This is a genomic window from Qipengyuania sp. B-5 (genome assembly GCF_056857815.1).
This window is the reverse complement of the sequence record NZ_JBSXNU010000031.1, coordinates 91,582-103,422: the sequence shown is the minus strand read 5'-3', so window position 1 is coordinate 103,422 and position 11,841 is coordinate 91,582. Positions and strand designations below refer to the sequence as shown.

At 58.5% G+C, this 11,841-nt stretch carries 9 protein-coding genes; 4 read left to right on the top strand and 5 right to left on the bottom strand.

From position 1 onward, the window contains the following. Positions 1-340: 340 nt before the first annotated feature. Entirely contained in the window at positions 341-1,330 is a 990-nt protein-coding gene (locus AC13CE_RS03825; RefSeq protein WP_482971540.1) for a hypothetical protein, read from the bottom strand. Positions 1,331-1,395: 65 nt separating this feature from the next. After that, complete coding sequence (locus AC13CE_RS03820; RefSeq protein ID WP_482971539.1) at positions 1,396-1,932, bottom strand: hypothetical protein; 537 nt, start codon at positions 1,930-1,932, stop codon at positions 1,396-1,398. 223 nt (positions 1,933-2,155) lie between these two features. Here AC13CE_RS03820 and AC13CE_RS03815 point away from each other — a divergent pair, with 223 nt between their 5' ends. Further along, complete coding sequence (locus AC13CE_RS03815; RefSeq protein ID WP_482971538.1) at positions 2,156-5,062, top strand: TonB-dependent receptor domain-containing protein; 2,907 nt, start codon at positions 2,156-2,158, stop codon at positions 5,060-5,062. 118 nt (positions 5,063-5,180) lie between these two features. Here AC13CE_RS03815 and AC13CE_RS03810 read toward each other — a convergent pair whose 3' ends face one another. The 3 genes from AC13CE_RS03810 to AC13CE_RS03800 are packed head-to-tail and all read right to left on the bottom strand — an operon-like array spanning position 5,181 to position 8,510. Beyond that, positions 5,181-6,080, bottom strand: a complete 900-nt coding sequence (locus AC13CE_RS03810) for a class I SAM-dependent methyltransferase (protein WP_482971537.1) — start codon at positions 6,078-6,080, stop codon at positions 5,181-5,183. Continuing rightward, positions 6,073-7,767 (bottom strand): 2OG-Fe(II) oxygenase family protein, encoded by a 1,695-nt coding sequence (locus AC13CE_RS03805; RefSeq protein ID WP_482971536.1) that lies wholly within the window; start codon positions 7,765-7,767, stop codon positions 6,073-6,075. The genes AC13CE_RS03810 and AC13CE_RS03805 overlap by 8 nt, the downstream gene beginning before the upstream one ends. Continuing rightward, positions 7,764-8,510, bottom strand: coding sequence for a 2OG-Fe(II) oxygenase (locus AC13CE_RS03800; protein ID WP_221537695.1), 747 nt, complete (start codon positions 8,508-8,510; stop codon positions 7,764-7,766). The genes AC13CE_RS03805 and AC13CE_RS03800 overlap by 4 nt, the downstream gene beginning before the upstream one ends. 130 nt (positions 8,511-8,640) lie before the next feature. Between AC13CE_RS03800 and AC13CE_RS03795 the strand changes: the two genes are divergently transcribed. The 3 genes from AC13CE_RS03795 (at position 8,641) to AC13CE_RS03785 (ending at position 11,787) form a co-directional block, all read left to right on the top strand. After that, positions 8,641-9,813, top strand: coding sequence for an acetyl-CoA C-acetyltransferase (locus AC13CE_RS03795; protein ID WP_482971535.1), 1,173 nt, complete (start codon positions 8,641-8,643; stop codon positions 9,811-9,813). 137 nt (positions 9,814-9,950) lie between these two features. Then, positions 9,951-10,736, top strand: coding sequence for an SDR family NAD(P)-dependent oxidoreductase (locus tag AC13CE_RS03790; protein WP_482971544.1), 786 nt, complete (start codon positions 9,951-9,953; stop codon positions 10,734-10,736). 178 nt (positions 10,737-10,914) lie between these two features. Then, on the top strand, positions 10,915-11,787 hold the full coding sequence (locus AC13CE_RS03785) for a crotonase/enoyl-CoA hydratase family protein (protein WP_482971534.1): 873 nt from the start codon (positions 10,915-10,917) through the stop codon (positions 11,785-11,787). The last annotated feature ends 54 nt before the right edge of the window (positions 11,788-11,841 follow it).

Sequence of the window (11,841 nt, the reverse complement as noted above, 5' to 3'; positions counted from 1 at the left end):
AGCGGATCGCCATCCCGGCTCAGCCGCTCCAGGTGCTCCGACAGCGAAAACAGGCTCGATGGCTGCATCAGCATTATCTCCTCGCGGAGCTTGAATCACATCATTGGCCAAAACGCGAGGGGTTATTGCGGGTGTCCAGCTGAGAAGTGGGTGGATGGAAGTAAGTCATAGACGTCGGGTCATCTATTGTAGCCCTAGCGGACAACTTAAAATTATTTATCAGATAAAATTGAAATTGAGTAAGTCGCCGGCTTTGCAAATGTTCCGACACCAAGCGAATCTCAAAGACCTACGTTGTCGAGAACTGCTAGACTGTGAAAGTGAAGGCATTCACATGGGGTTATTTACTACAAGAATATCTTAACGTCTGAGAGACCGGCGCAGGTATTCCAATTTGCTCTGCGATCAAACCGAGCCATTGAGCGACTTTCTCGATCTCTCCCATGCTCGTATTATCCATGTCATCGTCGCGAATCTCACCCCCCAATTTAGAATGTGAAGCAAAAACAGAGGTCGATAGCAGGGTGTCGACAGGAAGCGTTGCGTCGGCAGCATCGGAGAATCTCAGGATCGCTTCAATGGTCTCACCTCGGTTTTCATTGAAATAATCTCCGTCGAGCGTCCGGATTCTTTCCTTGAAAGGACTTGCGGCAAGCCGGGTGAAATAGTTCTGGTTCAACAGCCAAGCCAGCCCGGCTGCCTGGAGGTCGGTCATCGAGAACTGTTCTTCCGGCGACATTCCGAGATCTATGCCCGCATAGCTCTGCATTTCGAGATACAGGCGGCGGCCCCAGCGATGACCCATGAGGCCACGCTTGCGGACGCTCTGCAGGAATGGGGAGACCGGATTGGTCATCAGCACTGTGCGCGCATCGGGTTGTGCTCTCAGGAGAGCCGGAATCAGGCGATTGGCATGATTTGTCGGCTTAACGAAGACTGCATTGATGCCGGGCCTCTTCCTGCCCAGCAACTGCAGCAATGGCGCTATAAGCGGCTCGGCCTTGGCCCCACCGGATGCAAGGCTTGCAATAATACCGGGTTCGCTCATCCCTAGCGAAACGCCTGGAATGTTCAACGCCCGGGCCAGCAGTGTCGAACGACAGAACGCCGTGTGGAAAATGAAGTGAAGGGGCCCAGCCTCAACTTTCATTTCGATCACCTGATCGAACGATACCGACCTTCGGTCGGCGGGGTCTGTCGGTGCGTATTCAAAGAGGAACCCGGGTGCGGAATACCTTTCCTCGGGAACCCGGAGGAACTCTACGCTTCGAGTCTCCATATTGAGAGCGTGCGGTATCCATTCAGGATTGGACTCGATGTCTGAGGTCATAACTCGAGTGGGAGACCGTCCGTCGGAGCCATGAATTCAGAAGTCTGTTCGCGTGCAGGCCATAATCATCGTATGCGACTTGCCTTGACGCCGAGCGCCCCGTCCACACGCAGCCAATAAGAAGTCATTGCCGCCTTTTCCAGCTCGACTTCGTCCCCGACTTCCGGTCTGAATCGGCGCGGAGTATTTGTTGCTCTCCAGACACTGCCTTCCGCAATCTCGATTTCCCAGTGATCGCTGCGCAGGCGCCGCAAGCCAGTTATCCGCGACTGGAGAATCGTGTTCTCGTCCTCATCGTCCGAAGAGAAAATTCCGATTTTCGGAAGGCTGAATCCGAACAGGCCTCGGCGGGTCTTTTCAACGTCCTCACGATCGAGGACCTGCAGATCACCGCTGTCCTGACGGGCTATCACATTGTCAACTGCGGCATCGAAGCAGGCAAGGCGTTCTTCATCCTGTGCGATTGACCGGCAATCCCGCAGAGCCTGCAGGCGGTTTGCTCCCTCTCCATTATCTTGCGCATGCGCCGGGACGCTGAAGAAAGATCCCGCGGTCAAAAGGACAAGCCCCATCCGGGCCGCATGTGCGCTGATATATGTCACTGGGAAGCCTCTCCATCCTTTGTCGACAAGCGTATTGACCGGGAATTACGCCACAAAGTCAACTGTGACTCCATTGTCACACTCGCAAAATTCCATGTCGCTTGCTCGCATCGGAGATTGCAGTGGAACGTGTCGTTGAAGTACGCCCCGCATATTCAGAGTAGTTTCTGGATCAACTTTCTTATGGGACGTCGGTATGGCGTCCTCCTCAGAGGGGATAGAAATGTCTTACAAGTTTAACAAAGCCGCGTTGCTGACGGGCACCATCATGGCTGGTGCCATGATTGTCTCGCCGGCTTATGCGCAGGTCGATGAACAGGTAAACGAGCCTGCTACAGAGCCGGGTGCTGCCGATGTTGAAACCGCACCGATCGTCGTTACCGGTTCGCGTATTGCGCGCCGCAACGTCGAAACGGCTGCTCCGGTCGCAGTCGTCCAGGACGAAGAATTCGAACTGTCGGGTACGGTCAACGTTGAAAACGTCGTCAACACCCTGCCGCAGGTTGTTCCGGGCACGACCTCCTTCTCGAACAATCCGGGTGACGGCGCTGCAACGCTGAACCTTCGTGGCCTTGGCGCAGCACGTACGCTGGTTCTCGTCAACGGACGCCGCTGGATGTCCTACAACACGGCCCAGATCGTCGACCTCAACACCATCCCGTCCTTCCTGCTCGACAGCGTCGACGTGGTGACCGGCGGCGCTTCGGCAGTTTACGGATCGGACGCTATGGCCGGTGTTGTCAACTTCCGCCTCAAGAACGTCGAAGGCATCGAGATGGGCGGCCAGTACTCGATCACCGAGCGTGGTGATGGCGCTCGTTACGAAGTGCACGGTGCAATAGGTACCTCGTTTGACGATGGTCGCGGTAACGCAACCGTGTACGCCGAGTACTACAACCGTTCGTCGATCTTCCAGGGTGATCGCGAGTTCTCGAACTTCGCTCTGGGTGGCGAGAGCTTTGGTGCACCGTTGCAGCAGTTCGGTTCCTCGACCCTTCCGGAAGGCGTTATCCGTTATTTCGGTGATAGCGACACCACCGGCACCGATTTTGATGCCAATGGCGCGGTCGTATTCGATGAACCGGGTAACTTCCGTACGCGAGCTGGCGATCTCTACAACTATGCCCCGGCAAATTACCTGCAACTTCCGCAGGAGCGTTATCTGATCGGCGGTTATGCGGACTACGATATCGGCGGTGGTCACACGGCTTACACCGAAGTCGCTTTCGTCAACAACCGTGTCGCCCAGGAACTCGCCGCGACGCCGGTTACCGGTGATTTCGATGTATCGCTCGGCGCAATCGGTGATTTCCTAGATCCGGCCGATCTTGCCCAACTCCAGCAGTTGGAAGAGCAGGAAGGCGATGAAGATGATATCATCAACCTGTTCCTGCAGCGCCGTACTGTTGAAACCGGATCGCGTAACAGCCTTGACGAACGGAACGCATTCCGTGTCCTCGCCGGCCTTCGCGGCCCGATCAACGATTATCTGAGCTACGATGCCTATTACACGTATTCGCGTACGCGTAATGCCAACGTCCAGGCCGGTAACATCTCTCGCAGTGCTTTCCAGCGCGGACTTGATGGCACCGACTCGGCAATCAACATCTTCGGTCCGAACACGCTGACGCCGGAAATGGTCGATCAAATCTCGATCCTTGCCCAGAACGGTGACGTGTCGACCCAGGAAGTGGCCAACGCAGCCATCTCCGGGACTTTTGGCGATTTCGCCATCGGTGAGAATTCAGAGCCGGTCGCATTTGCGCTCGGTGGTGAGTATCGTAAGGTTGGTTCGGAATTCATCCCAGATACCGCCCTTTCCTCGGGTGACGTTATCGGCTTCAACGCCGGTAATCCGACCGCTGGTTCGTACAACGTCAAGGAGGTATTCGCCGAACTTAACGTTCCGATCGAATTCGGCAGTGCACGTCTCGAATTGACCGGCGCGGCTCGTTACTCCGACTACTCGCTTGAAGCAGTAGGCGGCGTGTGGACCTATGCCGGCGGCGTCGAATTCTCGCCGATCCCGGATATCACACTTCGCGGTCAGTACCAGCGCGCCGTTCGTGCACCCAACGTCGGCGAACTCTTCGGAGGTCAGTCCATCGGCTTCCCGGGTGCAACCGATCCTTGCGGCACTGCTGCTGCAACTTCGGGCGGACTGCGGGATATTTGTCTTGCCAATGGCGTTCCGGCCGGTTCGCTCGGAGATCCGTCGATCCAGCTGAACACGCAGATTCCTGCGACCTTCGGCGGCAATCCGGGTCTGCAGGAAGAAACCTCGACTAGCTGGACCGCAGGTGTAGTCTTCCAACCGACGTTCTTCCCGGGTTTCACGCTGACGGCTGACTATTTCGATATCGAAATCGAAGACGCCATCAGCACGATTTCGTTGCAGCAGTCGTTCGATCTCTGCTTCAACCAAGTCCAGGATCAGACCGCGAGCGTTTGTGCGCCGTTCTTCCCGAGCGATGGATCCTCGATCCGTAACCCTTCCGGTGTTATCACCACGGCTAACCCGCCGGCCCTTGGCGGTCAGAACATCGCAACGCTTAACGTGTCCGGTGTCGACCTTCAGGTGGCCTACAGCACGGTGCTTCCGTTCTCTCTGCTGACCGACACAGGCGAGCAGGATTTCAACATCTCGTTCCTCGGAACGTGGACGGAAGAAGCTAGCTTCCTCGCCTTCCCGGGGGCCGAACTTCTCGAGTGTGCCGGTGTCTTTGGCTTCAACTGCGGTGAACCGACGCCTTCGTTCAAATGGACGACGCGTGCTTCGTTCATTGACGGTCCGCTGACGACCTCAATCCGCTGGCGTCACCTTTCGGGTGTCGACGATGACGAGGATTCAGTCGATTTCGCTGAGTTCAATGGTGCGGAACGTATTCCTGCCTATGATCTCTTCGACCTTACCTTCTCCTATATGGCCAGCGAAGCGATGACTCTCACCTTCGGTGTTAACAACATCCTCGACAAACTGCCCATGACGCCGCGCTTCGATGGCATCATCGTTTCCAATCAGAACGATGGTACACTGCTCGGCGACAACCAGGAGCAGGCAAACACCTATCCGAGCACCTACGACGTACTCGGCCGCGACTTCTTCGTTTCGGTGAACTTCAAGTTCTAAGAAACGGCGAGTTACGAATGATTGAGGGCGGTGGACTTCGGTCCGCCGCCCTTTTTCTCTGCTTCAACGCAGCCGCTTCAAGGCGAGATCCGTCAAAGGGCCAGTGAGTTGATTCCGGTTAAAGGATAATCAGCTCGGCGAAGGCCGGTTCACCAGCTAGCCGTAGCGGGGCGATTTCGATCGGTTTACGGCCCCGCCTTTCAAAGCCTGCCAAGAGCCGCTCTCGATTGTCGGCTGTCGCACATGCTTCTGCAAGCGACGCTATCCGTCCCAGCTCGGCTTCTGCCTGCTCTGCGATCAATTCGAGAGTGGCCTTCAACTTCTCGAAGGTTCCGCCAGGTGCCAAGACCAGCGTACGCCGCACGGCTTCGGGCAGCTCCCACGCTACCGAGCCCTTGCCGAAACGCGTCGCTCCCTCATCCGCCAGATTCTGCGCGAAAGCTATTGCCTCCAGGAAAATCGCATTCTCTTGGCGAAGCATGCCCCTTATCTCGTCGAAAAAGGCCTTTTCGTCCTTAACCCAGAGAATCTGCTCTTGGCGCTTGAGATTATGAGCGAGAATAGGTCCATCGCCGAGGTGGACCATAAGGCCTATAGAGCCACCGGCTTTCACGACGCGGAGTATTTCCTCGGATATGACGGCCGTATTGCCATACTCGAAGCCGAACTGACTCACTGCCGCATCGAAATGGCCGTCGATGAAGGGTAGTTCTTCCATCGAGACACCGCCGATGAGTTCAATTCCTTCAGGCGAAGGAGGAAGGGGGGCAGCTCTATCAATCCCTACGATCGACAAGTCAGGGCGCGCCTGACGCAAGATCACTGGAAGTTTTCCGCCGCCCGTCCCGAGGTCGAGGACTCGCGAACCTTGTTCGAGTCGAGAGCAAAAGTCAGCCCAGGCATCGAATTGCGCCCGGGTGATCGGATCCGGTCCGGACGAGACCACCGATCCGCCTGGCGAGGTTTGCTGACGCTCCCAGAACGCTTTCCACGCCTTTTCCTTCTGATCCCTATCCATGGAGCTCAGGCCCAACGGGTATTACGTCGAAGGCCACTGTCATGCGCAGGCCGCTCCCGAAACTGGTGGTGCCGTGGTAAAGCGTGCTTGGAAACAGCGCGAGGTAGCCTTCCTGCGGGCGGATGGTGATGAGCGGTCCGAGGTCCAGCCCGAGGTCCGGCGGTGGGCGGCCGATTTCCAGCCATCCTCGCTGGTCCGCGGACTTCGCCTCGTCGGGAACGATAAGGTAGAGCGCGGAGCTCAACATGCCCTGGGGGTGGATATGCGAGGTATGGTAATCGCCTCCGCCATGCATCCTTACCGACCAGGAACCGGCCAGAGACCATGGCACCGCACGGTGGCGCAAAAGCGGATGCGTTTCGTCGAGGGCGGGTAAACCCGCACGATAATCCTCCAGCGTCGCCACGATGGCTTCACGCAGGCGGGCGAATTCCTCTTCATGACGATGAAACAGGATATGCCGCGTCTGCGTGCCTCCACGCAGGGATTGGCCGAGCGGCAACGGAGAGGTATCGTGCAGCCCGTGCAATGTCTCGATGGCAGGCGGAAGGACGTTGTCGCCGTTGCGCAGGGGCAACAACCGCACCAGCCCTTCCTGCCCATGTAACCAGGTTGCACGGGGATCGTCCTTTAGCCGCCAGACAAGGCCCAGTAGCGCATAGGCCGAATGCATCACTGCCTCCTCAGCGATGGCTGTATCGAGCAATGTCTCCGCACGGTCCAGCTCACCAAGCCTGATCCGGTGGCGGGCCTCGTGAATGGCGCGCTCACTGGTGTCGAGATCGAGATTGGCGAAGATTTCCTCGGCCCTTTCGTGCTGCCCGGCTGCGCCTGCATGAACAGCTTCGAGGAGAGCGAAATATGGGAGCGAACTGAATCGCTTGCGCGCTTCCGCTGCCACTTCGGCAGCCTCTTCGGCATAGTCCAGCCCTGCCAACACCGCCGCATGGGCGGAAGGGATGCCGGGGTCTGACGGAACGCGCTCTGCCGCTTCGCGATAGTGCCCGGCAAAATCCTGTTCTCCGGCCCCCAATCGCAGTTGAGAAAGGAATTTCAGTCCTTCCAGCCACTGTGGTGCCTGTGCGACGAGTTGCTGCGCAATATCCCGCGCGGCTGTGTGTTGTCCGGCTACATCAAGCGCCTGAGCCTTGCCCAGCCAAAGATCGGCCTCCGAACTGTTGACTGCCAACGCCGCATCAAAACGGGCAACGGCATCCGCTTCGCCCCGATCAAGTGCAGTGCGCGCTCGACCGTGCAAGCCCTTTGCGTGACGCGGTTCGATGGCAAGGCAGCGATCATATGCCGCCGCCGCTTCGGCGGGCTGGGCGGCGGATCGTGCAGTAGCTGCCCGGACCGACCAATAGCGGGCCTGCCTGGACCCTACTGCCTCATGTCGAACCAGCAGCGACAAAGCTTCGTCGTGCAGTCCCAACCGTCCGAGTGCTATGGCCCGGTTCACGACGAACTCGAGATTGTCCGGATCGCGTTCGAGTGCTCGGGAAAAAGCCGCTTCGGCACCTTCGGCATCTCCGTTGCGCATCGACATCGATCCCAGGGAATTGTGCAGTTGGGCATGGTTCGGATGCTCGGCCAATCCCTGCTCAAGCAGGCGGAGTCCCTTAGGCCGGTTACCCGACTGCTCGGCCGCTATTGCGTGAGCATGCCAGTCTTCCGGGGGCGTACTCACTTGTCGCGCAGCCATCCGACGATTGCGGTGCGGCCCATGGGGGCGAACGGCGGGACGTAGGAGACCATGTGACTGGTCGGCACAGCGAAGAGATTGAGCGCGTTGAACCGCGGGCGGAAGCCTTCGACTATATCGCCCTCTTCGTCGAGGAACAGCAGGTATCCGCCCCAGTCGGGATGCCAGTCCTCGGGCGCGAAGTTGAGCGTATAGGCAAAACGCCAGCCTTCGGCGACATGGCTGTCGATATGCCGTCCTAGATAATGGTTCGGTGCGTATAGCGATGCCTGTCCATCGGCCTTGGTCAGCGTAGGCGTTGCGGTGATATCGCGAACCAGATCGAGGAAGTCAGGGGCGTTGATATATTCGAGAATCAGCTCGTGAGGACCGCCAGGATCCCAGCCTTCCTGCACTGCTGTCAGGATCGGGTAATGCGCGAAGCGAAAGGCATAATCGCCTCTTGCAGACGCCTGATGCGCGGCCATTGCCGCAGCATTGACCCGTTCGGCGCCTCCGGGAGCCTGTACTTCCTCCTGTCGGAAACTTTGCGGTTTAATTCCCGGTCCGTCGCCCGCCTGTATCGCCATGCCCCATTTGGTTGCGCGCGCGAGGATCATCTGGATCTCGCGTGCAGTTTCTTCGGTAAGGACATCGCGCACCTGGACACGTCCGGTTTTCGCAAAGCGTTCGGCGAGCGCCTTGCGATCGAGGTCTGGGTTGAGTTCGAAAAGCTTCTTCTCGGCCATGCGCGCAGCCTTACGATGCGCTCTGCCTGCCCGCAAGCACGCCGGCCCGCTTGCGTTACCAAGCTCCACTTGACGTAAACGGAAAGCGGCCATAGTCCCGTATCAAATTGCAACGCAACTGGAGAGACCGATGCCCGAAGCCTATATCGTCGAAGCCGTACGCACTGCGGGTGGACGCCGGGGAGGGCGGCTTGCCGGGGTGCATCCGGTCGATCTGGCAGCGCGATCGTTGGATGCGGTTATGGAACGCTCGGGGCTTGAGGCAAAGGCGGTCGACGATGTCGTCATGGGTTGTGTCAGCCAGGGCGGCGAGCAGGCGATGCAGGTGGGACGGAATGCCGTTCTGGCCAGCAAGCGTCTTGGTGAGGGCGTGCCAGCCGTGACCATCGATCGTCAGTGCGGCTCCAGCCAGCAGGCGATCCAGTTTGCGGCGCAGGCGGTGATGAGCGGAACGCAGGATGTCGTCATCGCCAGCGGCGTGGAGAGCATGACGCGCGTGCCTATGGGTTCGACCGCGATGTTCCATATGAAAGAGGGGCTGGGAAACTACAAATCGCCTGGTCTCGAAGAGAAATATCCCGGTATCCAGTGGTCCCAGTTCATGGGCGCGGAGATGATCGTGAAGAAGCATGGCTTCACCAAGGACGATCTCGACCGCTTCGCCCTGTCGAGCCATGAGAAGGCAATCGAAGCAACCCGGTCCGGCGCATTCGAAGAGGAAATCGTGCCGATGGAGATCGAGACCGCCGAAGGTGCCGAGATGCACACGGTCGACGAAGGTATTCGCTTCGACGCCACGCTGGAAAGCATCGCGGGTGTGAAGCTGCTCAGCCCGGAAGGCACGATCACTGCCGCTTCCAGCAGCCAGATCTGCGACGGGTCGAGTGCGGTGCTGGTGGTTAGCGAAAAGGCACTGAAGGAATATGGCCTCACGCCGCTGGCGCGCATCCACAACCTCACCGTCACGGCGGGCGATCCGGTCATCATGCTGGAAGAGCCGCTCTTCGCGACGGACCGCGCACTGGAACGGGCAGGTATGAAGATTTCCGACATCGATCTGTTCGAAGTCAACGAAGCTTTCGCGCCGGTGCCGCTGGCATGGCTGAAGCACACCGGTGCGGATCCGGAAAAGCTGAACGTCAATGGCGGTGCTATTGCGCTGGGCCATCCGCTCGGTGCATCGGGAACCAAGCTCATGGCTACTCTGGTTCACGCCCTGAAAGCGCGCGGCAAGAAATACGGCCTGCAGACGATGTGCGAAGGCGGCGGTGTCGCCAATGTGACGATCGTTGAGGCGCTGTAAACGAACGCGACACGTAAATTATCCGTTCGTACTGAGCTTGTCGAAGCACCGCACTTTCTATTAGCGCTTCGTCACAAGTGAAATACGGCCCTTCGACAGGCTCAGGGCGAACGGGTTTCTGATCTTAGGAGAGAATGATGGAAGTTAGCAGCAATACACCTGCAGTCGTTACCGGCGGTGCATCGGGTCTCGGCGAAGCAACCGCGCGGGCGATCGCCGCCAAGGGCGCAAAGGTCGCAATTTTCGACATGAACGAGGAAAAGGGCGAAGCCGTTGCCAAGGATATCGGCGGCATCTTCTGCAAGGTGAACGTCACCAGTGACGACGATGTCGACGCCGGTTTCGCCAAGGCGCGAGAGGCGCACGGACAGGAACGTATCCTCGTCAACTGCGCAGGTATCGGGAATGCTATCAAGACTGCCAAGCGCGACAAGCAGACGGGCGAGATCAGCCACTTCCCGCTGCAGGCCTTCGATTTCGTGATCCAGGTGAACCTTGTCGGAACCTTCCGCTGCATTGCCAAATCGGCCGCCGGAATGATGACGCTCGATCCGCTGAGCGATGACGGCGACCGTGGCGCGATCGTCAATACCGCCTCGGTTGCAGGCGAAGACGGCCAGATGGGCCAGGCTGCCTATTCGGCATCCAAGGGCGGCGTGATCGGCATGACTCTGCCCATCGCGCGCGATCTGATGAGTGAGGGCATCCGGGTGAACACTATCCTGCCGGGTATCTTCAACACTCCGCTCATGAATGCAGCTCCGCCGCAGGTGAAGGATGCGCTGGCCGCCAGCGTCCCGTTCCCCAAACGCCTAGGCAATCCGGAAGAATACGCCATGCTTGCCATGACCATGATCGAGTGTGGCTATTTCAACGGCGAGGACGTCCGCCTCGACGGTGCGATCCGCATGGCTCCCCGTTGATGCAGCCTTTCGAATTTTCCTACTTGGCTGGCCTGTGATTGGTTTTGCCCGATGATGCTCCGCCGTGCCTCTCCGCACGCTTTTGCAGCTGCAATGGGAACGGCGGATTTTTTTCGCTTAGACTGTGTAACAAGCGGTCCAAGTGTTCTTTGATAGCGACGAATGGAGTGCCGAATCGATGACTGAATTCACCCAGATCAAGCTCGATATCGCCGATGGGATCGCCACCGTGACACTCCATCGCCCCGAGAAGATGAACGCGTTCACGCGGATCATGATGCAGGAATTTATCGACGCGCTCGACGTTACGGATGGCGACGACAGCGTGCGTGCGGTAATCGTTACGGGACACGGTGAGCGGGCATTCTGTGCCGGCGCGGACCTGACACCCGAGGGCGGCGGCCATGTATTCTCGGATCCCAACACTGTCGACGACCTCTCCGATGAGCGGGTGCGCGATGGGGGTGGGCGGCTGACCTTGCGGCTGTTCAATTCGAAAAAGCCGCTGATCGGTGCCTGCAACGGGGTTGCAGTGGGTGTGGGCGCGACGATGCAGCTGCCGTTCGACATCCGTCTTTGTAGCGAAAATGCGCGCTTCGGCTTCGTTTTCGCGCGGCGTGGGATTACGCCGGAGGCCGCCTCAAGCTGGTTCCTTCCCCGGCTCGTCGGGATGCAGACCGCACTCGAGTGGTGTATGACCGGACGCATTTTCGATGCGAATGAAGCGCTTGATCGGGGCCTGGTTCGTTCAATCCATCCGTCCGATGTTCTGATGGATGCCGCCGTGGGGCTTGCGCGCGAAATCGCCGACAACACCTCTGCAGTGTCGGTGGCAATGACGAGGGCGATGCTGTGGCGGCTTGGAGCGAGCGGGCACCCGATGGATGCGCACCGTATCGACAGCCGTTCGATCTATCGCCTAAGCCGCAGCGCCGATGCGAAAGAGGGTATTGCCAGCTTTCTCGAAAAACGCCCGCCCGCCTATCCGGATACCGTCGGCAAGAATATGCCCGATTTCTATCCCTGGTGGGATGAGCCGGAATATAGATAGTTGCACCTGTGATAGTCACGCCTGCAACCTTGTAAAACGGGGCGAGGGGACTAG

Bases quoted from the DNA above. Each gene is read 5' to 3' on its own strand.
- AC13CE_RS03825 (WP_482971540.1), bottom strand. From the start codon at position 1,330: ATGACCTCAGACATCGAGTCCAATCCTGAATGGATACCGCACGCTCTC.
- AC13CE_RS03790 (WP_482971544.1), top strand. From the start codon at position 9,951: ATGGAAGTTAGCAGCAATACACCTGCAGTCGTTACCGGCGGTGCATCG.
- AC13CE_RS03795 (WP_482971535.1), top strand. From the start codon at position 8,641: ATGCCCGAAGCCTATATCGTCGAAGCCGTACGCACTGCGGGTGGACGC.
- AC13CE_RS03785 (WP_482971534.1), top strand. From the start codon at position 10,915: ATGACTGAATTCACCCAGATCAAGCTCGATATCGCCGATGGGATCGCC.
- AC13CE_RS03800 (WP_221537695.1), bottom strand. From the start codon at position 8,510: ATGGCCGAGAAGAAGCTTTTCGAACTCAACCCAGACCTCGATCGCAAG.
- AC13CE_RS03810 (WP_482971537.1), bottom strand. From the start codon at position 6,080: ATGGATAGGGATCAGAAGGAAAAGGCGTGGAAAGCGTTCTGGGAGCGT.
- AC13CE_RS03815 (WP_482971538.1), top strand. From the start codon at position 2,156: ATGTCTTACAAGTTTAACAAAGCCGCGTTGCTGACGGGCACCATCATG.